This window comes from Micromonospora sp. CA-248260 (assembly GCF_050942205.1).
GTDB lineage: Bacteria > Actinomycetota > Actinomycetes > Mycobacteriales > Micromonosporaceae > Micromonospora > Micromonospora antibiotica.
In genome coordinates, this window is the sequence record NZ_CP192021.1 from 1817430 (window position 1) to 1842049 (window position 24620).

Consider the following 24620-nt stretch of genomic DNA (forward strand, 5'->3'; position numbering starts at 1 on the left):
GCGGGTGGTACCGCGACGCCGGCCCGGTGAGGGCCGGCGTCGCGGCCGGGACCGTGCGACGCTGCCGGTACGTCGAGGCCCTGGTGTGCCGGTGGCCGGCCGCGCCCTCCCCGGCTGCGACCGGCCACCGTGTCCCGGCTGATGCTGGATCAGTAGGTGTAGTCGCCGCCGCTGCTGGAGCCGCCCGAGTCGCCGGCCGCCGGCGGGGCGACCGCCTTCGGGGTGCCGGTGGGCAGGCAGGTCAGGTTCTTCTTGCCGTTCGGGTCGACCACGAACCAGGTGCCGCCGACGCCCTGGCCCTTCCATTGGCCGGCCTTCTTGTCGCCGATGTAGCGGTAGACCGGCCAACCACCGATGGTGATCTGGCGGGTGCCGTCCTGGCGGGTGACGGTGCCGACCTTGTCGTCGGAGACGCCCTGGAGCTGCGGGTTGCCGTCGGTCAGCGCGGGCGGCCAGACCTGGGCGCACTTGTCGACGCAGTTCGACGACGGCGGATCGTCGGAGTCCTTGTCGAAGCGGTAGAGGATGAAGCCTTCCTGGTCCACCACGACCTTGCCCATCCGGGCGATCTTCTTACCGACGAGCTGGTCGGTGAGCTGAACGTTGGCCGGGGGCGGCGCCTGGTCGGCGGCGGGGGCGCCCGAGGCGCCGGGCGCACCGGGGGAGGCCGAGGTATCCGGCTCGACCGACGCGGTGGGCTCGGCCGCGGCGACGGCGACCGGCTCGGCTGCGCTGGAGTTCGCTCCGTTGTAACCTGCGGGTGCGCAGGCCGTGAGTGCGACCACCGCGCTCGCGACGATGACGGTCGTCCGCTTGATCTTTGCCACGTGCCCTCCTCATTCTTGGCGGTTCACCGAGTAGTACGGAGCGTCCACTGTCAAGGTTGAACGATCTACAGTGGGCCATTTCACATCTGATTCGTTGAACCGTTCCGGCCGGCCGTACGTGTGCGCCAGCAGAGGCACCCTCCGGGCCCGGAAAGCCGAAACGGCGTCGACCCGGACCGGGTCGACGCCGTTTCGACGGTTGGTTCAGGGAACCAGGGTCACCAGCGGACTCGCCACCCCGTTGGCGTCCACCGACTGCACCTGCAACTTCGCGATCTCACCGCGCGGCGCCGAGGTGGACGCCTCCAACTGGAGATTCTGCGGGTTGGCGGTGGTGCCGTAACCCGTTCCCGGCACCGCCCAGGTGGAGATCACCTCGGTGGTGTCGTTCTTGCGGATGACCACCAGCCGGCAGGTGCGCGGGCCGGGCAGCCGGGTCAGGTTGAACCCGATCCAGGTGCCGTACTCCTTGCTGGCGAGCCACATGGTGGTCTTCACCCCGGTGCTGCCGTCGGTCGCGTCGAACTGGTCGCCCTCGATCTCGGTGCCACCCACCGACGGCCCCGACCGGGTCGGCTGCGGGCTCGCCGGCCCGTCCACCGGCGCGGACCGGCTCGGCTCGGCGATCACCGGGCCGGAACCGCCACCCGGGTTGCCGAAGGTGGCCACACCGACGCCGCTGAGCGCGCCGACCGCCACCACCGCGGCGGCCATCGACAGCACCTGCCGGAACCGGGCCTTGCGCCGGTGGGTACGGACCGCGACCAGGGTACGGTCCAACAGCCGCGGGTCCGTCGCGGTCTGCTCCATCGCCATCATCGTCTCGCCGTCGATGTCGGAGAGCAGCCCCACCACCGGGACCATGGTCTCCAACTCGGCGGCACACGCCCAGCAGGTCGCGAGGTGTTCCTCGAACCGTTCGGTGTCCTGCACGTCCAGGACGCCGAGCGCGTAGGCGGCTACGTCCATATGGTCTGCCCGGCTCATTCCGTCACCCCCCTCTCCTGTAGGGCCGTGCGCAGCGCGCGCAGCGCGTAGTAGACCCGCGACTTCGCGGTGCCCAGCGGCAGGCCCAACTCCTCGGCCGCCTCCGGCACCGTCCGGCCACGGAAGTACGTCGCCACCAGGATCTCCCGGTGCGACTGGCTCAACGTACGCAGCGCGTCCGCCACCGTCATGGTGCGCAGCACCCGGTCGGTGCTGTCCGCCTCGGCGAACGCCGTCAGATCCCGGTCGTACGTCTCCGGCGGGCGGGCCTGCTCGCTGCGGTGCTCGTCGATGGCGATCCGCCGGGCCACCGTGACCAGCCAGGGCCGCAGCGAACCCTGCCCCTGCACGCCCAGCCGGTGCGCGTTGCGCCAGGCCCGCAGCAGCGTCTCCTGGACGATGTCCTCGGCGCGCTGCCGGTCACCACCGGTCAACCGCATCACGAACATCAGCAGCGGGCCGGCGTGCTCGGCGTAGAGCAGCCGGACCAACTGGTCGGAGTGGCTCGCCTCCGGGGTCGTCGCCGGGGCCTGGTGCCGCCCGGGCGCCGACCGCGGAGTCACCGGGCCATTCTGGCGATCGGTGGGGCCGGCGTCGACCCCCCGGCTTGACCTCGACGCACGCGACTGCGGCTGGGCCCGGGCGAACATCCACCCTGGCCTGGCCAATTCGCCGTGCAAGCCGGCCGCGACCGCACTCATCCAGACCTCCTGCTGTCCACCGACATCAGCGGGCCCACGGGGAGGGCGCCGACCCTTGATACGGAACGCCCATCCCGGCGGATCAACGGCGGACCGAAAAAATTCCTGGCGGCGGCGGAACGGAGCCCGTGGCGTCCGCGTCGGTGACCACCGCCGCGCCGGCCACGAACCGGTCCAACTGGTCGCCGGCCAGCACCCGACCGGGGAACCAGTCCCCGGCCGCGCGGCGGGTCAACTCCGGCACCGGCGGCTCGACCCGCCCCGCCACCAGCACCAGGTTGCCGTGCCGCCGCCCCCGCAGCACGGCCGCGTCACCGACCAGGGCGGCCCGGGGCAGCACCGAACGCACCGTCGCCACCTGGGCGCGGGCGTGCCGCAACGGTGGACCGTCGGCCAGGTTGGCCAGGTACCAGCCGCCCGGCGCGAGCACCCGGGCCACCTGCCCCGCGTACTCCGCGCTGGTCAGGTGGGCGGGGGTACGCGCACCGGCGAAGACGTCGGCGACCACCACGTCGTACCCTCCGTCGCGGCTGGCCTCCAGGGTGGCCCGGGCGTCGGCGACCCGCACCTTCAGCCGGGAGTCGGCCGGCCAGGGCAGCTCTCGGCGGACCAGCTCCACCAGCGCGCCGTCGACCTCGGCGACCCGCTGCGTCGACCCGGGCCGGGTGACCTGCACGTACCGGGGCAGGGTCAGCGCGCCGCCGCCCAGGTGCAGCACCCGCAGCGGGGCCCCCGGCGGGGCGAGCAGGTCCAGCGCCGCGCCGAACCGGCGGACGTACTCGAACTCCAGGTGCGTCGGGTCGGCCAGGTCCACGTGCGACTGCGGGGCGTCGTCGAGCAGCAGCGTCCACGAGCGCGGCCGGTCCGGGTCCGGCACCAGCTCGGCCCGACCGGTGTCCACGTCCACGACGATCCGATCGTCGCCCCGACGGCGGCCCATCAGCGGCACCTCCCATGGTCGTGGCCCATCAGCGACGCATCCCGCTGCGGCTGGCCATGGTCAGCGCGCGGTGCAGCAACCGGGCGTCGCCCAGCAGCCCGCGCAGCCGCCGCTCCAACCCGGCGATCGGCACCAGGTTCTGCGGGGCCCGGGGGTCCTTGTACGGCGAGGAGGCGAACCGGGGCAGGGTGACCAGCGACAGGTCGGCCAGCGCGATCGCGTCCTGCGGTTCGAGGTCGGGCGAGCACTCCAGCCGGACGATCCCGGCCCACGGCGCACCCACCGTCACCGGCAGCCGCAGGTACCACGACCAGCCACCCCAGGCGGTGCCGAGCCGGAACACCGGGGACCGCTGGCCGGAGCCCAGCCCGGTGACCACGGCGGTGAGCCGGGCGTCGAGATACTGGCTGTGCTGGGTCTTGATGTAGCCCAGGGTGCGCGGCAGCTGCCGACGCGCCCGCAGCGGGCCGTCCACCACCAGCAGGTCCCCGTCGGTGCGGGCCGCGTCGGACACGGCGACCTCCAGGGCGGTCAGCGGGGCCTGCACCGCTGCGGGCAGCTTGCTCAGCTCCCCGGTGCCGCCGACCCGGTGCACCGGGTAGCGCACCTGCCCGCAGGCCACCTCCTGCGCCGACGGGCTGGCCGTGAACAGGCCCCGACCCACCCGTGCCCCGGCCAGCTCGGCCGCGCCGCGCTCCAGGTCACAACGGACCACCCCGGCCGCGTACGAGGCGGCGATCCCCGGGTACGAGGCACCGTCCTCCTCGGCCGTCCACACGCTGGCGTCGATCCGGCGTACCCCGTCGACGAGCAGCACCACGTCCGGGGCGGCCACCCCCGGGCGCGGCCCGATCGCCCGCCAGTCCACCGCCGGCAGTTCCACGTCGGTGTCGACCTGGGTGCTGCTCGGCGTCACCGGCCCACCCGGCGTCGCCTCGAACGACGCCCCGTAGGACGGGTCCCAGGCGTCCACGAACAGCTGCGGCCCGGTCACGTCACCGCCCCACGAACCGACCTCGCGCTCACCGGGCCCGCCTTTCGTTCGCGACTGCGGGGCTCCGCTGCGCTGCACTCCTCGCGCTCACCGGGCCCGCCTTTCGTTCGCGACTGCGGGGCTCCGCTGCGCTGCGCTCCTCGCGCTCACCGGCCGGTCCGTTCGACGTGGGCCGTGCGGGCGTCCTTGCGGACCTCGAAACGCACCGGGATGCGCTCGGCCAGCGCCGGCACGTGGGTGACCACGCCGACCATCCGGTCACCCCGGGCGGCCAGGCTCTCCAGGGTGGCGGCGACGATGTCCAGGGTGGCCGCGTCGAGGGTGCCGAACCCCTCGTCCAACACGATCGACTCCAGGCTGGCGGCGGTGGTGGACATCCCGGCGAGCTGCTCGGACAGGGCCAGCGCCAGCGCCAGCGACGCCTGGAACGTCTCCCCGCCGGACAGCGTCCGCACCCCCCGGCGCAGCCCCGCGTCGTGGTGGTCGACCACGAAGAACTCACCCTTGTCGTGGACCAGGTCGTACTGCCCCTGGGACAGCTCCCGCAGGATCCGGGAGGCCCCGTCGACCAGCAGGTCCAACGCCTCGGCCAACAGCCACCGCTCGAAGTTGTTGGCCCGCAGGTGCCCGGCCAGCGCCCGCGCCGTACGCGCCTGCCGTTCGTGCTCGGCGCGCTGTTCCCGCAGCTGGAGGGCCTGCGCGCGGCGTTCGGTGATCCGCCGCAGGTCGGCCTCGGCCCGCTCGGCGGCCACCGCGACCGCCTGCGCCGGGTCGTCGGCGGGGGCAGCCCGGCGGCGTCGAGCAGGCCGCCGAGGCGTTCCTCGACCGACTCGGCGGCCGACCGCGCCATGTGCACCGCCTCGACCAGAGCGTCCCGCTCGGCCCGTCGTCGCCCGGCCTGCGCGCCGGCCCACCCGACCAGGGCCGTCCAGGCGGCGGCGACGTCGTCCCGGTCGGCGGCCGGCGGCCCGAACCGGGCCAGCCCGTCCCGGGTGGTGTCGAAGTCCCGCCAGGCGGCCCGCAGCCGCTCCTCGGCGGTGTCGGCCGCCCCCGGGCCCGCCGGGCGGCGTCCCGGCCGGACCGTACCGCCGCCGCCGCCTCGTCGAGTGCCTGCCGCAGCCGGGCGTGCTCGGCGAGCTGGTCGCGCAGCGCCGCCGGGGTGGCCGCCCCGGCGAGCTGCCCGGCCAGCTCGGTCAGCCGGCCGTGCAGCTGGTCGTGCTGGGCCCGCAGCCGGACCAGTGTCCGGTCCCGCTCCCGGGCGGCGGTGTCCCGCTCGTCGACCAGCGCCTGCGCGGCCTTGCTGGCCGCCCGGGCCGCCTTGCCGGCGGCGGTCGCCGCAGCCACCGCCGAACCGGCCGGCAACGCCGGCACCCGGGGCACCGGCTGCACGCAGACCGGGCAGGTCGCGCCGTCGACCAGGTGCGCCCGGAGCGCGACCGCCTGGTCGGTGGCCTTGGCCTCCTCGTGCGCCCGGAACGCCGCCTCCAGCTCGGCCTCGGCCCGTGCCGCCGCCTCCCGGGCCGCGTCGAGCGCCGCCACCGCCGTGTCGTGCGCGGCCCGCGCCGCGTCCAGCGCCGCCCGGACCGTGTCCGCCTCGCCGGCGAGCCGCTCCGCGTCGGCGTGCGCGCGCAGCAGCAGCCGCAGGGCGCTCTCGTCGCCCGCGCCCGCCAACTCGCCGCGCAGCTTCTCCTCCCGCTCCTCGGCCAACGCCACGGTGCGGGCCGCCGCGTCGACCGCCGCCCGCGCGGTGCTCACCGCGTGGGCCACCTCGGCCACCCCGGCGGGGGCGCGCACCCCGCCAGCCCGGCCAGATCGGCGTCGAGCGCCGCCAGCGCCGCCGTGGCCTCCCGCGCCGCCGCCCACGCCCGCTCCCGCTCCGGTACGGCCGCCGCCACCGCCACCGACAGCTCCCGGATCCGGTCGACCTGCGCGGACGCGGTGGCCAGCGTCGCGTCGTCGACGTCGGTCAACCCGCCGAGCACCCGGGCGACCGCCTCCAGCTTCGCCTCGGCCTGCCCGGCGCGTTCGGTGGCCCGTTTCTGCACGTTCTCGTAGACGCCGAGGCCGAGCAGGTTGACCAGGATCTGCTGCCGGGTGGCCGGCTTGGCGTGCAGGAAGTCGGCGAACTGCCCCTGCGGCAGCACCACGCAGGAGGTGAACTGCTCGTACGGCAGCCCGACCGCGTCCAGCACGGCCTGTTCCATCTCGGCCGGGGTGCCGGCCAGCACCTCGCCCAGGTCCTCCGGGCTGAGCCCGGTGTCGAGCTTGGTGATGTCGAACCCGGGCGGCATCAGCTGCAACCCGGCGTTGGCGGTCTTGACCGTGCCCCGGCCGTCGCGGCGGACCACCCGGGTCGCCACGTACCGGTCGCCGGCCGACTCGAAGACCAACCGGACCCGGGCCTCCACCGCCGACGGGGCGAGCGCGTTTGCCAGCCCTCGGGCGCCACCCCAGCGGGGCACCGAGCCGTAGAGGACGAAGCAGATCGCGTCCAGCACCGTCGACTTGCCCGAGCCGGTCGGCCCGACCAGGGCGAAGAAGTCGGCGTCGGTGAAGTCGACGGTGGTCTCGTCGCGGAAGACGGTGAAACCGGCCAGGTCCAGCCGCATCGGTCGCATCAGCGCTCCACCTCCTCCAGCAACTCGTCGAAGAGGTCCCGGACCCCGTCGTCGTCGTGCCCCCGGCTGCCCAGGTAGTCGGCGAACAGCTCGCGGGGGGAGCGGCCGGCCCGCTGGGCGACCCGGGTGCCGCTGCCCGGGGTGGGCAGCAGCTCGGGGTCGATCCGGATCTCCAACGCGCGGGGGAACAGCTCCTGCACCTCCTCCCGCAGGCCGGCCCGGGGCTGCTCCCGGACGAACACCCGCAGCCAGCCCTCGGGCGGGTCGGCCTCGGCCAGTTGGGCGAGGGTGCCGCGCACCGTACGCAGCGGCACCGCCGCCGACACCGGCACCTCCCGGATCCGGGCGGCGGAGTGCGCGCCCACCTCGACCAGGGTCACCGAGCAGACGTTCTCCTGCTCGCCGAAGTCGACCGCGAGCGGGCTGCCGCTGTAGCGGATCGGGCACGGGCCGATCACCCGCTGCGACCGGTGCAGGTGCCCCAGGGCCACGTAGTGCGCGGTGCCCGGGAAGACCGACGTCGGCACCGCGTAGCCGAGGACGGTGTGCGCGTCCCGCTCGCCGCCACCGGTGCTCGCCCCGACCACGGTGAGGTGGGCGGTGACCAGGTGCACCCGGTCCGGCTCGGTGAAACCCTCGGTCAGCTTCGCCAGCACCCGGCCGAGGTGGTCGGCGTAGGTCTGGGTGGCTTCGGCGGCGGTCAGCTCGTACATCTCCACCGCGCGGACCGCGTACCGCTGGGACAGGAAGGGCAGCGCGGCGAGCTGCCACCGCTCACCGTCGGCGGTGACGCCGTCGATGACGTGCTCGGCCGGGTTGTCGCGGACCCCGCCGCGCAGGGTGATGCCGGCCGCCTCCGCCCAGGGGCGCAACGCGTCGAGGGCGTGGCCGTTGTCGTGGTTGCCGCCGATCGCCACCACGTCGGCCCCGGTCCGGCGCAGCGCGGTCAACGCCCGGGTGACCAGCCGGGTCGCCTCCGGGCTCGGCGCGGCCGTGTCGTAGAGGTCACCAGCGACGATGACGAGGTCGGGGCGCTCGGCGTGGGCGATCTCCATGACCCCGGCCAGCACCTGCTTGTGCTCCTCGGCCCGGGACTGCCCCTTGAGCACCTTGCCGACGTGCCAGTCGGAGGTGTGCAGGATCTTCATGGCGGCCAGCCCCCTAGAACGGAATGTCGTCGTCGGCGCCGCCCGAGCCGACCACGGCGAACGGGTCGATCGAGCCGGTGATCGAACGCAGCGTCTCCGACGGGGCCCGGCCCGCCTCGGACACCCGGGTCGCCCAGGCCGGGAAGGGGAACTCCAGGCACAGCGGGACCGGGATGTCCGGCTGGTTGACGAACATGGTGCCCGGCTTGGCCAGCAGGGCGCGTTGCCGCTGGGCCGGTGGGAGGAAGCCGTACTCCGGGCGGGACGCCTCGGCCGGGTCGAGCCGGCCGACCACCCGGATCGCCGAGTTGGTGACGATCCGCCGCTCGACCTCGCTGGCCGTCTGCTGCGCGCCGACCAGGATCACCCCGAGCGACCGGCCCCGCTCGGCGATGTCGAGCAGCACCTCCTTGATCGGGGAGGAGCCCTCGCGGGGGGCGTACTTGTTGAGCTCGTCGAGGACGACGAAGAGCAGCGGCTTGGCGGTGCCGGACTTCTCCTTGCGTTCGAACTCGCCGCGCAGCGTCACGCCGACCACGAAGCGCTGCGCGCGGTCCGGGAGGTTGTGCAGGTCGACCACGGTGACCTGGGCGCTCTCGGCGGTGTTGATCGCGTGCGGGCGGCGGGTGGCCAGGTCGCCCCGGATCAGTCGACCCAGGTCCTTCTTGCTGCCGATCAGCCGGCGGGCGAACGCGTTGACGGTGCCCAGGCCGACCGCGCTGCCCGCCCAGTCGCCCCGGGTCTCGTCGTCGTTGAGCTGCTCGACGACGTGGTCGACGAGGTCGGCGTAGGAGCCGAGGCGCACCCCGTCGACGCTGACCCCACCGTCGGCGGGCTGGGCGTAGCGGGCCAGGTGGGCGGTGACCGAGTGCACCACCATCGTGTACTGCTGGCGTTCGTCGTCGGCGTCGGCGAAGACGTACGGCAGGAGGCGTTCGGCGCAGAACTCGCTCAGCGTCCAGTAGAAGGCGTCGACGCCGGTGAGCCGGCTGCTCACGTCGGGGGTGCCGGAGGCGTCGCCGACCCGGGGCGGGGCGTACACCCGCACGTCGGGGAACGCCCCCGCGGCCAGCCCCAGCTTGGCGTACGCGGCCCGGGTGGGATCGTCGAGACGGGCGTTGGGGTGGTCGAGGAAGAGCAGGTCCTCGCCCTTGACGTTGAAGATCAGCGCCTTGGCGTTGACCGCGTCGCCGCCCAGCACCCCGGAACGGAACACCGAGTAGAGCAGGAAGGTGGCGAAGCTGGTCTTGGTGGCCACCCCGGAGATGCCGGAGATCGACACGTGTGCGCCCCGGCTGCCGTCGAGGAAGTCGGCGTTGAGGTAGACCGGGACGCCGTCGCGGCCCATCCCCATCGGGATGCGCCGTTCCATCCGGTCGAAGTGCAGCGCGCGGGCGCGGGCGTCGCCCTCGGCCCGGTAGACCGTCGCGCCCGGCGCGGGCGGCACGTACAGCTCCGGGTCGACCCGGGTGGTGGTGATCTCGGCGGCCTCCTGCACCTGGGCCGGGAGGGTGCCGTCGGCGATGGCGAAGACGTCCGACTCGAACTGGGCGCCCTCGTGCCGGGCGCGGACCTGGGTGACCACCCCGGCGATGGTGACCGGTTCCCGGTCGGGCAGGTCGCGCCGGGTGACCACCACGTCGTCGAGCTGGAGGTAGCTGCCCGGGGAGACGGCCGTCCAGAACTGCAACGGGGTGGCGTCGGCGGTGCCGAGCACCCGGCCGACGGGCTCGCCGGGGCTGTCGATCCGGCCGTCGATCCGGTCGTCGGTCATCCGCGGGCTCCGGTCAGCTGGTCGTCTCGGTCAGGGCGCACGACCTGCATCCTGCCCGAGGAGTGCGACAGGTTGCCACGCGACGCGGCGGACGCCACCGGCGGGCGGCCGTGGCGGCGACCCCGGGGAGGCGTACGACCGCCGATTCGGTGACCCGGGGGGAGTGTGCGGTCACCGACGGTCGAGATGTCGGGTGCGGGTGACCGCGTTTCGGCAGGTGGCGCGGGGTGACGGAAATACTCCGAAAAAATCTCGGTCCAGGGCGTGACAGAAACCGGCCGGTTGGGCTGAGAATAGCCACAGCCGACATCGAGGATCTTCTTCCTTCGGTGCCGGTTGTCACGCCCGTAACCTGCGGACACGTGACCGGCCCACGGTCCACCACCGGCGGGCCATCGTCAGTCGGCACCCCCCCGACTGTCCCTGTGGAGGCAGAACCCCGATGCGCCGAACCCCCCTGATGAGCGGCCTCGCCACGGCCGCTCTCCTGGCCACCGTCGTCACGGTGCCCACGGCGGCCACCGCCGCACCCACCGGTACCGCCGACCCGTTCACCCGCGCGGTCGCCCAGCTCAAGGCCCACTCCGGTGCCGGCCTCGCCGCCGACGGCCAGACGTTCACCCCCCGCAACGTGGTGACCGACGCCGACGGCACCGAGCACGTCCGGCTCAACCGCTACTCCGACGGTCTGCCCGTCCTCGGCGGCGACCTGGTCGTCCACCTCGGCAAGGGCGACTCCTGGCGCGGCGCCACCCACCGCCTCGCCAACGCCCCGCAACGCGCCCCGAAGGCCAAGCTCAGCGAGGCCGCCGCCAGCAAGATCGCGTACGCCGCATCGACCGCCACCGGCCGCTCCGTGGCCGGCGCGCAGCTCGTCTTCGACGCCGGTGACACCGCGACCACCCTCGCCTACGAGGTGGTGGTCGGCGGCACCCACGCCGACGGCACCCCGAGCGAGCTGCACGTGCTGGTCGACGCCACCACCGGCGCGGTCCGCGACTCGTGGGAGGGCGTGCAGCGGGAGGGCACCGGCAACACCTTCCACTCGGGCACGGTCTCGGTCGGCAGCAACCTGTCCGGCAGCACCTACCAGCTCGCCGACCCGGCCCGGGGCAACCACCGCACCTACGACCTCAACGGCAGGACCAGCGGCACCGGCACCCTGGTCACCAGCACCAACAACGTGTTCGGCAACGGCACCCTGACCAACCGGCAGACCGCCGCCGCCGACGCCGCCTTCGGCGCGCAGAAGACCTGGGACTACTACAAGAGCGCGCACGGCCGCAACGGCATCCGCAACGACGGCGTCGGCGCGTACAGCCGGGTGCACTACAGCAGCAACTACGCCAACGCGTTCTGGCAGGACGCCTGCTTCTGCATGACCTACGGCGACGGCGGTTCCGGCTGGTACCCGCTGACCTCGCTCGACGTGGCCGGGCACGAGATGACCCACGGGGTCACCAGCAACACCGCCGGGCTGCGCTACAGCGGCGAGTCCGGTGGCCTCAACGAGGCCACCAGCGACATCTTCGGCACCCTGGTCGAGTTCTACGCGGCCAGCGCCAAGGACCCGGGCGACTACCTGATCGGGGAGAAGCTGCGCAGCACCGGCACCCCGCTGCGCTACATGGACAAGCCCTCCAAGGACGGCAAGTCGGCGGACTGCTGGAGCAGCTCGGTCGGCGGCCTGGACGTGCACTACTCCTCGGGCGTGGCCAACCACTTCTTCTACCTGCTCGCCGTGGGCAGCGGCACCTCCTCCTACGGCACCAGCACGACCTGCAACGGCACCACCATCACCGGCATCGGCAACACCAAGGCCGGAGCGATCTGGTACCGGGCGCTGACCCGCTACATGACCACCACCACCAACTACAAGGGCGCCCGCACCGCGACCCTGTCGGCCGCCACCGACCTGTACGGCGCGACCAGCACCGAGTACAAGACGGTCGCCGCCGCCTGGGCGGCCGTGAGCGTCAGCTGATCCCGGTCCGGCGGCGACGGCTCTCCGTCGCCGCCGGACCGTCGCGTTCATCCGCGGGGCGTGGCCACACCGGGCGGTGTGGCCACGCCCCGTGTCGTGCGGGTCCCGCCCCGCCGGTCGACCGGCCGGGCCGTCGCACCCGGGCCGGACTCGGCGGCGTACCCCGGCTGCCTGTGGTGTCGGGCGGCGCGCGCCCGGCGGACCGCCGCAGGGTGCCGGCCTCAGCCGGCGGGTGCGGCCCCGGCGGACGGCGTGTCCGCCGGGTCGCGGGCGTAGCGCAGCATGAGCACGCCGTCCCCGGCGGCCAGCGTGTGCCGCAGCGGCAGCGGTCGGGGCGGGCTGTGCGGTCCGGCGGTGATCCGCCCCGGGCCGGCCCCGGCCAACAGCGGGGCGACGGTCAGGCAGAGTTCGTCGACGAGGTCGGCCGCGGTGAGCGCGCCGAACAGGTGCGGACCACCCTCGCAGAGCAGTTGCCCCAGTCCGCGTCGACGCAGCGCGGCCAGGCCGGCGGCGAGATCGACGGTGTCCCGGCCGACCCGCACCAGGTCGACGGCGTCGGTGAGGCCGGGCGGTGCGACGGCCGTCTCGGTGGTCAGCACCACCGGGCGCACCGGGGCGTCGGCGAAGGCGGCCTGCGCCGGGTCGAGCCGCAGCGACCCGGAGACGACCGCCAGCGTGGGGTACTCGGCCAGGCCCTGCGCGCGTCGCCAGGCCCGCCGTGGCGCACTCAGCCGGATCGCCCGGTAGCCCTCGTGCCGCAGCGTGCCGGCAGCCACCAGCAGCCCGTCGCAGAGCATCCGGAGCAGACCGAAGACCCGCTTGTCCGGGGCGCCGGACAGCCCGGCGGAGTAACCGTCCAGGGTGACCGCGCCGTCGGCGCTGGCGACGAAGTTGACCCGGAGCCGGGGGGTGTCGGCGCGGGCGTAGAGCGCGGTCAGCGCGGCGTCGTCCAGCGGACCGGTGGCCGGCGCGGGCCAGATCCGCCGGATCGGGATCTCGTCGCTCATTCGCCGGCCGGACCGGTGACCACGGGGGTGGGCGCGGGGGTACGGTGCTGGCAGTCGCACCACGTCCGGCCGGGGCAGTCGTCGTGCCTGCGCTGCCGGCACGCTCGGCAGATCATGCGGGCAGCCTATGCGGTGGGGCGGGCGGCTGCCGGCCACCCTCGGCTCTTGCCGCCGAAGGTGTCCGCGCCGGGTCGGCACACCGATCGGGCGGCCGGTGCGGGCCCCCGGTGGCTGCTCTCCCGGCCGGCCCCGTCGTCGCCCGAGCGGGTCGGGGCGACCAGCCCGCTGCGCCACGTCCGGCGACCTGCGTCCCGGTGGTGGAGGGGCATAAACGCGATACCTGGTAACGATCTGGGAACGCTCCCAACGGTCTATTGACACCCCCGACACCTCCCGGCAATCTCATGGGAGCGTTCCCAAGGGCGTGGTGCGGATCACCCGCGGCCACCTCCGACGGACCGGCGGCAGACGTCGGACCGGCCCGGGACATGCAACGGCACCCCCACCACACCAACCCAGCCTCACCATCGAAAAGGGGTCAGGATGAGCGTCACCACGCGGCGTAACCGTTTCGCGGTCGCCGCCCTGGCCGCGGTCACCGCCATCGGCGGTCTCGCGGCCTGCGGCAAGGACGATGAGGCCAAGGAATCCGGCGGCAAGCCCAGCAAGCTGGTCGTCGACACCTTCGGCGAGTTCGGATACGACGAGATCATCAAGCAGTACGAGAAGGACACCGGCATCAAGGTCGAGCTGCGCAAGACCGCGCAGCTCAACGAGTACCGGCCGAAGGTGGTCCGGGCGCTCGCCACCGGTAAGGGCGCCGCGGACGTCACCGCGCTCGAAGAGGGCATCCTCAACGAGTTCAAGACCAACCCGGCCAACTGGGCCGACCTGGCGCCGCTGATTGCCGACCACAGCAAGGAATACCTGCCGTGGAAGTGGGAGCTGGGCAAGGCGGCGGACGGGCGGCTGATCGGCCTGCCCACCGACGTCGGCAGCCTCGCGGTCTGCTACCGCAAGGACCTGTTCGCCGCGGCCAAGCTGCCGACCGAGCGGGACCAGGTGGCCGCGCTCTGGCCGGACTGGAACGCCTTCATCGAGACCGGCAAGAAGTACCGCGCGGCCACCAACAAGGGCCTGATCGACTCGGTCACCACCGCGGCCAGCGCGGTCATGGTGCAGCAGGGCGGTGACCTCTTCTACGACAAGGAAGACAACGTCGTCGCCGACAAGAGCGCGGCCGTGAAGACCGCCTGGGAGACCTCGGTCGCGATGGCCGACGCGAAGATCTCCTCGAAGAGCGCCACCTGGTCGCCCGAGTGGTCGGCCGGCTTCAAGCAGGGCACCTTCGCGGCCACCTTCTGCCCGTCGTGGATGCTCGGTATCGTCGCCGACAACTCCGGCCCGGAGAACAAGGGCAAGTGGGACGTGGCGCCGGTTCCCGGCGGCGCGGGCAACTGGGGCGGCTCGTGGCTGGCCGTGCCGGCCCAGAGCAAGTTCCCGAAGGAGGCGGCGAAGCTCGCCGAGTACCTGACCAACGCCAAGAGCCAGGTCGAGGCGTTCAAGCTCAAGGGCCCGCTGCCGACCAACCTCGAGGCGCTGAAGAACCCGGACTTCACCAGCTACACCAACGAGTACTTCAGCGGTGCCCCGACCGGCAAGATCTTCGGTGAGAGCGTCGAGAAGATCCAGCCGCTGCACCTCGGCCCGAAGCACCAGGCGATCAAGGAGAACGCGTTCGAGCCGGCCCTGCGCTCGTACGAGAACGGGCAGTCCCCCAAGGACAAGGCCTGGGAGCAGTTCCTCAAGGACGCCAAGACCCAGGGCGCCTTCTGATCACTGCACCACCACCGGCGGTGGCGTCCGGGCATGTCCCGGGCGCCACCAATGGCGTCCCGTTCCACGTACCGCCCGCCTCACCGGCCCCGCCGGAGCCGGGAAAGGACCCCGCATGAGCCTCTCGGCCACGACGGCGCCGCCGTCGCCCAGCGCACCACCCCCCACACCTCCCCGGCGGCGCAGCCGGGCGATCACCCTGAACCGCCTCGACCTGAAGCTCTCGCCCTACCTCTACATCGCGCCGTTCTTCGTGATCTTCGGCATCTTCGGGTTCTACCCGATGCTGCGGACCGCGTGGATGTCGCTGCACGACTGGGACCTCATCGGTGACCACAGCTTCATCGGGTTCGACAACTACACCCGGCTGTTCACCGACGAATACTTCTGGAACGCCACGATCAACACGTTCGGCATCTTCATCCTGTCGACGATCCCGCAGTTGCTCCTGGCACTCTTCCTGGCCACCATGCTCAACCGCACCTTCCTGCGGGCCCGGACGCTGTTCCGGATGGCCATCTTCATGCCCAACGTGGTCTCCGTCGCCGCGGTGGCGATCGTCTTCGGGATGCTCTTCCAGCGCGACTTCGGTCTGATCAACTGGGTGCTCAGCCTGGTCGGCGTCGACGCGGTCGACTGGGACGCCCAGAAGTGGAGCTCCTGGACGGCCATCGCCTCCATGGTCAACTGGCGGTGGACCGGCTACAACACGCTGATCCTGCTGGCCGGCATGCAGGCCATCCCGAAGGACCTCTACGAGGCCGCCGCGATCGACGGCGCCAACCAGTGGAAGCAGTTCTGGCGGATCACCCTGCCGATGCTGACCCCCACCTTCGTCTTCGTGGTCACCCTGTCCACCATCGGTGGGCTCCAGCTCTTCACCGAGCCGCTGGTCTTCGGCAACGGCAACATCATCGGTGGCGACCAGCGCGAGTTCCAGACCCTGGCGATGTACATGTACGAACTCGGCATCGAGAACCTCAGCTCCGCCGGCTACGGCGCAGCGGTGGCCTGGGCCATGTTCGTCATGATCGCCCTGGTCTCGCTGGTGAACTTCCTGCTCGTCCGCCGTTCGGTGAAGTGAGGACCGCGCCGTGAACAAGGCATCCCAGCGCCTCTGGCGCACCAGTCCGCTGCTCTACATCGCGCTCGTCGTCGCGGTGCTCTTCTCGGTGTACCCCTTCTACTACATGGTGGTCATCGCCACCCGTAGCCTCGACCAGATCAACGACGTGCCGCCGCCGTTCACCCCGGCCGGCGAGTTCGGCGCGAACTTCGGCCGGGTGCTCGACAACGACGCGGCGAACTTCCTCACCGGCCTGCTCAACTCGGTGATCGTCTCCGCCGTGGTCACCGTCTCGGTGGTGATCACCGGGTCGCTGGCCGGGTTCGCCTTCGCCAAGCTGCGGTTCCGGGGCCGCAACGCCCTGCTGCTGACGATCATCGTGACCATGATGATCCCGACCCAGCTCGGCCTGATCCCGCTCTGGGGCATGATCCAGGACCTCGGCTGGTACGACACCCTCTACGCGGTGACCGTGCCCTTCCTGGTCAGCGCATTCGGCGTGTTCATGATGCGGCAGTACGCCATCCAGGCCATCTCCGACGAGCTGATCGAGGCCGGCCGGGTCGACGGCGCCAGCACCTTCCGGATCTTCTGGAACATCGTGCTGCCGGCGCTGCGCCCCGCCGCCGCCGTGCTCGGCCTGCTCACCTTCATGGAGACCTGGAACTCCTACCTCTGGCCGTACGCCGTGCTCACCCCCGAGAACCCGACCCTGCAGGTGTCGCTGGCGTTCCTGTCCTACGCCTACTACACCGACTACTCGCAGGTGTTCGCCGCGACCGCCATCGGCACCGTGCCCCTGGTGATCGTGTTCATCGTGTTCGGCCGCCAGATCATCGGCGGCATCATGGAAGGCGCCGTCAAGTCGTGAGCAACCCGACCCACCCGCCCGCTGTCGGCGTACTCGACCAGGGGCCGGAACTGACCTTCCCGCCCGGCTTCCTGTGGGGCGCGGCGACCGCCGCGTACCAGATCGAGGGGGCCGCCGCCGAGGGCGGCCGGACCCCGTCGATCTGGGACACGTTCAGTCACACCGAAGGGCGGGTGGTTTCCGGGCACACCGGGGACGTGGCCTGCGACCATTACCACCGGATGCCCGACGACGTCCGGATGATGGCCGAGCTGGGCCTCAAGTCGTACCGGTTCTCGGTCTCCTGGCCGCGGGTGCAGCCCGGCGGCACCGGCGGCGCCAACCAGCAGGGTCTGGACTTCTACCGGCGGCTGATCGACGAGCTGCTGGCCAACGGCATCGAGCCGTGGCTCACCCTCTACCACTGGGACCTGCCCCAGCCGCTGGAGGACGCGGGCGGCTGGCCGGCCCGGGACACCGCCGGTCGGTTCGCCGACTACGCGTCCCTGGTCGCGGACGCCGTCGGTGACCGGGTGACGTACTGGACCACCCTCAACGAGCCGTGGTGCTCGGCGTTCCTCGGCTACGGCTCCGGGGCGCACGCCCCCGGGCGTTCCGACGGGGCGGACTCGGTCCGGGCCGGGCACCACCTCATGCTCGGTCACGGGCTCGCCGTGCAGGCCCTGCGGGCCAAGCTGCCGCAGGCCCAGCTCGGCGTCACGGTCAACCTCTACCCGGTGACCCCGGCCAGCGATGCGCCCGCCGACGTCGACGCCGCCCGCCGCATCGACGGGTTGGCCAACCGGTTCTTCCTCGACCCGCTGCTGCGCGGGTCGTACCCGGCGGACCTGACCGCCGACCTGGCCGAGGTGACCGACTTCGGACACGTCCGGGACGGCGATCTGGAGATCATCTCCACCCCGTTGGACCTGGTCGGCGTCAACTACTACAGCCGGCACGTGGTGGCCGCCCCGGTCGCCGGTGAGGAGCCGGAGAAGTACTGGCGGGCACCGTCCTGCTGGCCGGGCAGCGAGGACGTCCGGTTCGTCACCCGGGGTGTCCCGGTCACCGACATGGACTGGGAGATCGACGCACCGGGCCTCGTGGAGACGCTGCGGCGGGTCCACGAGGAGTACACCGACCTGCCGCTCTACGTCACCGAGAACGGCTCGGCGTTCGTCGACACCGTGCAGGACGGTCGGGTCGACGACGTCGACCGGTTGGCCTACTTCGACGCACACCTGCGGGCATCCCACGAGGCGATCGGCGCGGGAGTGCCCCTGCGGGGCTACTTCGCGTGGTCGCTGATGGATAATTTCGAGTGGGCCTGGGGTTACACCAAGCGCTTCGGGATGGTCTGGATCGACTACGACACCCAGGCCCGTATCCCCAAGTCCAGCGCCAGGTGGTACGCCGAGGTGATCCGACGCAACGGTCTGGCCGCACAATAGGCAGAGGCCAGCCAGCATTCCGGACGGCCCCGCCGCGCCGCCCGCCCCCGGGGGCGGACGGCGGGGACCGTCCGACGTCGGAGGAGAGACGATGACAACGCAACGCACCCGGTCACTCGGGCGCCCGACCCTCGACGCGGTCGCCGCCCGCGCGGGTGTCGGGCGGGGCACGGTCTCCCGGGTGGTCAACGGTTCACCCCAGGTCAGTCCGGAGGCCCGGGCCGCCGTTCAACAGGCCATCGCCGAGCTGGGGTACGTCCCGAACCGGGCGGCACGGGCACTGGTCACCCAGCGCACCGACTCGGTGGCCCTGGTGGTCTCCGAGTCGGGGGAGCGGGTCTTCACCGAACCGTTCTTCGCCGGCATCGTCCGGGGCGTCAGCTCCGGCCTGCTGGAGACGCCGCTGCAACTCTGGCTCGCCATGGTGCAGTCCCCGATCGAACGGGAACGGGTCGAGAACCACCTGACCAACCAGCACGTCGACGGGGTGCTGCTGCTGTCGCTGCACGACTCCGACCCGCTGCCCACCCTGCTGGAGGAGCGCGACCTGCCCACCGTGCTCGGCGGTCGGCCGGCCCGGATGCTGCGCCCCGGGGCACGGCCGTCCTGGTTCGTCGACGTCGACAACGTCGGTGGGGCCCGCAACGCGGTGCAGCACCTGGCCCGGCGGGGCCGACGCCGGATCGCCACCATCGCCGGCCCGCAGGACATGGGCGCCGGCCTGGCCCGCCTGGTGGGCTACCGGGAGGCGGTGGAGTCCACCATCGGCGGGCTCGACCCGCGCATGATCGCCTACGGGGACTTCAGCGAGGGCAGCGGCGCGGCGTGCATGCGCCGGCTGCTGGACGCCTGCCCCGAGTTGGACGCGGTCTTCGTCGCCTCCGACCTGATGGCGTTCGGCGCGCTGCGGACCCTGCGTGAGTCGGGTCGCCGGGTGCCCGAGGACGTCGCGATCATCGGTTTCGACGACTCCCCGGTCGCCCAGCAGGCCGACCCGCCGCTGACCACGGTCTTCCAGCCGGTGGAGGAGATGGGCCGGCAGATGGCCCGGCTGCTGGTGGCCCGCATCCGGGGTGACGAGATCCCCACCCCGCACATCCTGCTGGACACCGAACTCATCCAGCGTGCCTCCACCTGAAGCGCTTCGACAGTTCCGGCCTCCACCCCGGGGCCGTGCCTGACCGGCGATGGCCCGGTTCGCCGCAGGCGGCACCCGCCGTGCGGCACGGGCAGCTGCGCTGTGCGGCTGGTGGCCCGCTCCCGATCCGGGCCGACGGCCGGCGGCTCAGGCTCAGGCTCAGGACCAGCGGCGCAGCTCCCGCTTGGCCAGGGACGAGCGGTGCACCTCGTCGGGGCCGTCGGCGAGCCGCAGGGTGCGGGCCTGGGCCCAGAGCCCGGCGAGCGGGGTGTCCTGGCTGACCCCGGCGCCGCCGTACCCCTGGATCGCCTTGTCGATCACCCACTCGGCCATCGCCGGCGTGGCGATCTTGATGGCCTGGATCTCGGTGTGTGCGCCCCGGTTGCCGACGGTGTCCATCAGCCAAGCGGTCTTGAGCACCAGCAGCCGGGCCTGCTCGATCCGCACCCGGGACTCGGCGATCCACTCCCGGACCACCCCCTGCTCGGCCAGCGGCCGGCCGAACGCGATCCGCTCGTTGGCCCGCCGGCAGAGCAGCTCCAGGGCCCGCTCGGCCATCCCGACCAGCCGCATGCAGTGGTGGATGCGGCCCGGACCGAGCCGGGCCTGGGCGATGGCGAACCCGGCCCCCTCGCCACCGACCAGGTTCTCCGCCGGCACCCGGACGTCGACGAAGTCGATCTCCGCGTGCCCGCCGTGCGGGGCGTCGGAGTAACCGAAGACGGTCATGCCCCGGCGGACGTGCACCCCCGGGGTGTCCCGGGGCACCAGCACCATGCTCTGTTGACGGTGCCGGTCGGCGGTGGGGTCGGTCTTGCCCATCACGATGAACAACCCACACCGGGGGTCCATCGCCCCGGACGACCACCACTTGCGCCCGTTGACCACGTAGTGGTCGCCGTCCCGGACGATCCGGGTGGCGATGTTGGTGGCGTCGGACGAGGCCACCTCCGGCTCGGTCATGCAGAACGCCGAACGGATCTCGCCGGCCAGCAGCGGGGCGAGCCATCTGTCGCGGTGCGCCTCGGAGCCGAACTCGGCCAGCAGCTCCATGTTGCCGGTGTCCGGGGCGGCGCAGTTGACCGCCTCGGGGGCCAGGTGCGGGCTGCGCCCGGTCAGCTCGGCGAGCGGGGCGTACTGCAGGTTGGTCAGCCCGGCGCCGTAGCGCGGATCGGGCAGGAAGAGGTTCCACAGGCCGCGACGGCGGGCCTCGGCCTTCAGCTCGTCGAGCACCGGGGGCCGGGCCCACGGGTCACCCGCCGCCGCGACCTGTGCGGCGTGCACCGGCTCGGCCGGCAGGACGCACTCGTCCAGGAACGCGCCGAGCCGCTCCCGCAGCTCGACGGTGCGCTCGTCGTACCCGAAGTCCATCAGTTCCCCCCGACCGCGCGCAGACCGTGCTCGACCAGCGGCGGCACCATCTCGCCGATCCGGTCGAACCCACCGCCGAGGGTCTGCCCCAGGGTGTGCCGGTAGTGGATGCCCTCGCAGATCACCGCGAGCTTGAAACAGCCGAGGGCCAGGTGCCAGTGCAGCGGCCCCACGTCGACGTCGCTGCGCCCGGCGTACCGGTCGATCAGCTCGCCGCCGGTGGGGAAACCCGCGCGCGGGCCGAGCCCGTCGGCGACCGGGTTGCCCTCGGCGAGATCACTGTCGCCGAGCACGTCCCAGTACGTCAGCAGCAGCCCCAGGTCGGCCAGCGGGTCACCCAGGGTGGCCATCTCCCAGTCCAGCACCGCCCGCACCGACACCGGGTCGACCGCGGTGAGCAGATTGTCCAGCCGGTAGTCGCCGTGCACGATCCGACCGGCGTTGACGCCCTCGGGCACCGAGGCGGCCAGCGCGTCGCGTAACTCGTCCACCCCGGGCAACTCCCGGCTGCGGGACCGGTCGAGCTGGCCGGCCCAGCGCCGCACCTGCCGGCCCAGGTAGCCCTCGGGACGACCGAAGTCGGCCAGCCCCACCTCGGCCGGGTCGACGGTGTGCAGCGCGGCGAGGGTGTCCATCATCGCCCAGGCCAGGTCGCGGCGCTGGCCGTCGGTGAGCGGATCGGTCTGCGCCCGGGTGCGCAGCACCTCGCCCGGCACCCGCTGCATCAGATAGAACGGTGCGCCGATCACCGCCGGGTCGGCGCAGAGCAGCAGCGCCTCGGGCACCGGCACGGCGGTCGGTGCGAGCGCGGCGATCACCCGGTGCTCGCGGGCCATGTCGTGCGCGGTGGCCAGCACGTGCCCCAGCGGGGGGCGGCGCAGCACCACCTCGCGTCCGCCGCAGTGCAGCAGGTAGGTCAGGTTGGACTTGCCGCCGGTGATCAGGGTGGCCCGCAGCGGCCCGTCGGCCACCAGCTCCGGCCGGTGCGCGACCAGCCAGCCGTGCAACCGGTCGAGGTCCAGCCCCGGTGGTGCGGCGTACGGCGGCCCGGGCCGGCTGCCGGGGGACGCGTCGACGGCCGGCTCGGTCATCCGAATAGTTGAGGGCAGGTCAGCCGGGTTGTCAAGGTCAGCCATTTTCCGCCGGGGACATGCCACGGCAACAGGGGCGAAATGGTCAACCGGCAGGCTGGCAACAGCCTGCCGGCCCTGTGCGGCCGGCCCGCCGAGCGGAGGGACTGACATGTTGCTGAGAGTTCGGGTGACCCTGCCGGACCGCCCCGGGACACTCGGCCAGGTGGCCCGTACGCTCGGCGTCTCCGGTGCCGACATCGTCCAGGTCGTGGTGCTGGAGCGGCTCGGTGGCCGCGCGGTCGACGACTTCACCGTGGTCTGGCCGGGCGCCGCCCGGGTCGAGGGCCTGCTCGCCGGTCTCGCCGCCATCCCCGGGGTGCGCGTCGACGGGGTGTGGCGGGCGATCGGGGCACCGACCACCACCGGTCAGGACGCCGAACTGCTCGCCCAGGTGGCGGCGAACCCCACCGACGGGGTGGCCACCCTGGTCGACGCGGTACCGGGGCTGCTCGCCGCAGACTGGGCGGTGGCGGCCGTCGTACCGCTGGACTGGGCCTCGCGGGCCGGCGCGGGGACGGCCACCGTCGGGCACGCCAGCTGGCGTGCCCCGGAGCCGCCCCGGCTGCCCGAGGTGACCCCGCTGCGGGCCCGCACCCTGACCATGGCCGACGGCACGCACTACGCGATCGCGCCGTTCGGCCGGGCCGGGCTGGTGCTGGTGGTGGCCCGGGACCACACCGAGCCGTTGACCGCCGCCGGGTTCCACGCCACCGAGGTCGACCGGCTCGCCCAGTTGGTCCGGGCCAGCGCGGTGATCCTCGGGGACCGGCTCGACCTGGTCGGCCCGCAGTCGGTGACCACCGTCACCTGACCTGGGCGAACGGTTGCCGGTGCGACACCACCGGGCAACGCCACGGCAACAGGCCCCGGGCAGGCTTCGTGGTGGGGAAGGGAGTGGGCATGGCGCTGTGGCGAGTCAGGGCGACCGTGGACGACCGGCCGGGTTACCTGTCGGTCCTCACCGCGAGTCTCGCGCTGCGAGGAGTCAACATCCTCACCGTGCAGGTGCACACCACCGAGGTCGGTGCGGTGGACGACTTCCTCGTCGACGCGCCGGACGCGCTCGACGAGGCGGACCTGATCGCCGCCGTCGAGCGGGGCCGGGGTCGCAACTGCTGGGTGGCGCGCAGCGAGGCGCGTGGCCTGGCCGACCAGCCGACCCGGGTGCTCGGCCTGGCCACCCGGTTGGTCGGCGACCCGGAACAGGCCGGTGAGGTGCTCCGGGCCACCCTCGGCGCGGACGAGGTGACCTGGCGACCGACGTCCGCCACCGGGCACGACGCGGTGGGCACCACGACCATGCTGCTGACCGACCCGACCGGCGGCTCCTACGAACTGCGCCGGCAGGCACCCAGCTTCACCCCGGCGGAATACGCGCGGGCGCAGGCGCTGGTGGAGTTGGCGGCGGCGGTGGCCCGGCGGGAAGCCGACCGGGTGACCCTGGTGCTGCCCGACGGGGCGGAACTGTCCCTCCGGCCAGCGACCGCCGACGACCTGGCCGGGGTGCTGGAGCTGCACGAGGGCTGCTCGGCGCGGAGCCGGCAACGGCGGTATCTGAGCGGCGCGGCGCTGCCCTCGCCGACCCGGCTGCGCCGCCTGCTGGAACCAGCCCGGGGGCTGACCCTGGTGGCCACGACGACCGGCTCCGACGGGGCGGCGGAGTCGGTCGTCGCGCTGGCCAACCTGCTCGCCGAGGGCGACGAGGCGGAGGTGGCGCTGCTGGTCCGCGACGACTGGCAGCGACGTGGTCTGGGCACCGCGCTGCTGCGTCGGCTGCTGACCCACGGCGAGCGGGCCGGCTACGCGGCGCTGGTCCTGCACACCCAGGCCGAAAACACGCCGATGGTGCGGACACTGGCCCGGCTGGGCCGGCCCGCGACGGTCGAGCGGGACGGCACCGTGCTCACCGTCACCGTCCCGCTGGCCGGCGTACCGGCGACCGGCGTCCCGCTGGCCGGCGTTCCAGCGACCGGCGTCCCGGTCACCGGCGGAATCCCGCGCCCCAGCACGAGCGTGGGCGGCACCCGGCCGACCAGCACGAACGGTGGGATCTGCTGACCCCACCGACCATCGAGACGACCCGTACGGCACCGGGCGGGGGCATTCCTCCCGGTGCAAGGCCGAACTCCGATGCGGGGGACGGTGCACAGGCAGGGCCCCCGGTGCGGGGGCCCTGCCCATGTCCGGCGCGATGCCCCGGATCAGCCGAAGAAGGTGCCCGCCCGGCGGTGCCCCGAGACGCAGAACCGGTTCCCCTCGGTGTCGGCGAGCACGACGTACGGTAGCTGGCCGGGTTCCGGTACGGCAGGATAGTGCGGCCAGTCGACCCGGTCGGCACCCAGCCCGAGCAGCCGGTCCACCTCGTCGTCGAGGTCCCGGTCACCCGCGTGCAGGTCGAGGTGGATACGGGGAAACTCCGCCACCGGGCTCTCGCTGACGTCCATGGCCAGCGCCACCCCCGTGGTACCCGGCGGCGGCTCCAGGACGATCCACTCGTCTGCCGGGTAGCGGGGTGGGCGACGGACGTAACCCAGCGCCTCGGCCCAGAACCGGCCGGCGCGACGGTCGTCGGTCACCCCCAACGACACCTGTTCGATCATCGACATCGATCCAGGCTAGTCACGTCGACGCCCAGCCCCGGTACGAACATCCCCCGCCCCCAACTCCGCACCCCCGCCCCGTCCCTCCGCGCCCTGCGTGTTTTCCGCGGGCTCTTCCGGGTGTCGTGGGGGTTGGCCCCTTCACAAACCGATGACCGAACGATTACATTGGCGCACATCCATGGGAGCGCTCCC

The 24620-nt window shown here is 73.0% G+C and carries 19 protein-coding genes and 1 pseudogene; 8 read left to right on the top strand and 12 right to left on the bottom strand.

What is annotated here, in order from left to right; translation table 11 throughout:
- Window positions 1-149 precede the first annotated feature (149 nt).
- The 8 genes and pseudogenes from ACQP2H_RS08360 to ACQP2H_RS08395 all read right to left on the bottom strand — a co-directional run bounded on the left by ACQP2H_RS08360 (window position 150) and on the right by ACQP2H_RS08395 (window position 9989).
- Entirely contained in the window at window positions 150-827 is a 678-nt protein-coding gene (locus tag ACQP2H_RS08360; RefSeq protein WP_219468766.1) for a COG4315 family predicted lipoprotein, read from the bottom strand.
- A 204-nt stretch (window positions 828-1031) separates the two neighbouring features.
- Window positions 1032-1814, bottom strand: a complete 783-nt coding sequence (locus ACQP2H_RS08365; RefSeq protein ID WP_208570735.1) for an anti-sigma factor family protein — start codon at window positions 1812-1814, stop codon at window positions 1032-1034.
- Entirely contained in the window at window positions 1811-2515 is a 705-nt protein-coding gene (locus ACQP2H_RS08370; RefSeq protein ID WP_219468769.1) for a sigma-70 family RNA polymerase sigma factor, read from the bottom strand. Before ACQP2H_RS08370 ends, ACQP2H_RS08365 begins: the two co-directional genes overlap by 4 nt.
- Window positions 2516-2597: 82 nt before the next feature.
- The gene (locus tag ACQP2H_RS08375) at window positions 2598-3455 is read right to left on the bottom strand and encodes a spermidine synthase (protein WP_208570737.1); all 858 of its coding nucleotides are present in this window, start codon (window positions 3453-3455) and stop codon (window positions 2598-2600) included.
- A 28-nt stretch (window positions 3456-3483) separates the two neighbouring features.
- Complete coding sequence (locus ACQP2H_RS08380) at window positions 3484-4449, bottom strand: hypothetical protein (protein WP_219468772.1); 966 nt, start codon at window positions 4447-4449, stop codon at window positions 3484-3486.
- 146 nt (window positions 4450-4595) lie between these two features.
- Window positions 4596-7067: pseudogene (locus tag ACQP2H_RS08385) on the bottom strand (AAA family ATPase).
- Window positions 7067-8215 (bottom strand): exonuclease SbcCD subunit D, encoded by a 1149-nt coding sequence (locus ACQP2H_RS08390; RefSeq protein ID WP_357537714.1) that lies wholly within the window; start codon window positions 8213-8215, stop codon window positions 7067-7069. Before ACQP2H_RS08390 ends, ACQP2H_RS08385 begins: the two are co-directional and overlap by 1 nt.
- A 13-nt stretch (window positions 8216-8228) precedes the next feature.
- A complete protein-coding gene (locus tag ACQP2H_RS08395) occupies window positions 8229-9989 on the bottom strand; it encodes an ATP-binding protein (protein WP_219468776.1) in 1761 nt (586 codons plus the stop codon).
- Window positions 9990-10431: 442 nt separating this feature from the next.
- Here ACQP2H_RS08395 and ACQP2H_RS08400 point away from each other — a divergent pair, with 442 nt between their 5' ends.
- Window positions 10432-11973, top strand: coding sequence for a M4 family metallopeptidase (locus ACQP2H_RS08400; RefSeq protein ID WP_219468778.1), 1542 nt, complete (start codon window positions 10432-10434; stop codon window positions 11971-11973).
- A gap of 221 nt (window positions 11974-12194) precedes the next feature.
- Here ACQP2H_RS08400 and ACQP2H_RS08405 read toward each other — a convergent pair whose 3' ends face one another.
- The gene (locus tag ACQP2H_RS08405; protein WP_357537936.1) at window positions 12195-12980 is read right to left on the bottom strand and encodes a pyrimidine reductase family protein; all 786 of its coding nucleotides are present in this window, start codon (window positions 12978-12980) and stop codon (window positions 12195-12197) included.
- Window positions 12981-13523: 543 nt separating this feature from the next.
- Here ACQP2H_RS08405 and ACQP2H_RS08410 point away from each other — a divergent pair.
- The 5 genes from ACQP2H_RS08410 (at window position 13524) to ACQP2H_RS08430 (ending at window position 19321) form a co-directional block, all read left to right on the top strand.
- On the top strand, window positions 13524-14816 hold the full coding sequence (locus tag ACQP2H_RS08410; protein ID WP_219468783.1) for an ABC transporter substrate-binding protein: 1293 nt from the start codon (window positions 13524-13526) through the stop codon (window positions 14814-14816).
- Between the two features lie 115 nt (window positions 14817-14931).
- Window positions 14932-15900, top strand: coding sequence for a carbohydrate ABC transporter permease (locus ACQP2H_RS08415; protein WP_204924032.1), 969 nt, complete (start codon window positions 14932-14934; stop codon window positions 15898-15900).
- 10 nt (window positions 15901-15910) lie between these two features.
- Window positions 15911-16753 (top strand): carbohydrate ABC transporter permease, encoded by an 843-nt coding sequence (locus tag ACQP2H_RS08420; RefSeq protein WP_204924033.1) that lies wholly within the window; start codon window positions 15911-15913, stop codon window positions 16751-16753.
- Window positions 16750-18183 carry a GH1 family beta-glucosidase gene (locus tag ACQP2H_RS08425; protein ID WP_219468786.1) on the top strand — a complete coding sequence of 478 codons (1434 nt, stop codon included), beginning with the start codon at window positions 16750-16752 and terminating at the stop codon, window positions 18181-18183. The genes ACQP2H_RS08420 and ACQP2H_RS08425 overlap by 4 nt, the downstream gene beginning before the upstream one ends.
- A gap of 91 nt (window positions 18184-18274) precedes the next feature.
- Entirely contained in the window at window positions 18275-19321 is a 1047-nt protein-coding gene (locus ACQP2H_RS08430; protein ID WP_208570746.1) for a LacI family DNA-binding transcriptional regulator, read from the top strand.
- 159 nt (window positions 19322-19480) lie between these two features.
- Here the strand turns inward: ACQP2H_RS08430 and ACQP2H_RS08435 are convergent, their stop codons facing one another.
- Entirely contained in the window at window positions 19481-20692 is a 1212-nt protein-coding gene (locus tag ACQP2H_RS08435; RefSeq protein WP_219468788.1) for an acyl-CoA dehydrogenase family protein, read from the bottom strand.
- Entirely contained in the window at window positions 20692-21783 is a 1092-nt protein-coding gene (locus ACQP2H_RS08440) for a phosphotransferase family protein (protein WP_357538022.1), read from the bottom strand. The genes ACQP2H_RS08435 and ACQP2H_RS08440 overlap by 1 nt, the downstream gene beginning before the upstream one ends.
- Before the next feature lie 151 nt (window positions 21784-21934).
- Here ACQP2H_RS08440 and ACQP2H_RS08445 point away from each other — a divergent pair, with 151 nt between their 5' ends.
- Window positions 21935-22636 carry an amino acid-binding protein gene (locus ACQP2H_RS08445; protein ID WP_433231949.1) on the top strand — a complete coding sequence of 234 codons (702 nt, stop codon included), beginning with the start codon at window positions 21935-21937 and terminating at the stop codon, window positions 22634-22636.
- Between the two features lie 89 nt (window positions 22637-22725).
- A complete protein-coding gene (locus ACQP2H_RS08450; protein WP_219468796.1) occupies window positions 22726-23883 on the top strand; it encodes a GNAT family N-acetyltransferase in 1158 nt (385 codons plus the stop codon).
- Between the two features lie 143 nt (window positions 23884-24026).
- Here the strand turns inward: ACQP2H_RS08450 and ACQP2H_RS08455 are convergent, their stop codons facing one another.
- A complete protein-coding gene (locus tag ACQP2H_RS08455; protein WP_244253589.1) occupies window positions 24027-24431 on the bottom strand; it encodes a VOC family protein in 405 nt (134 codons plus the stop codon).
- Between the last annotated feature and the right edge of the window lie 189 nt (window positions 24432-24620).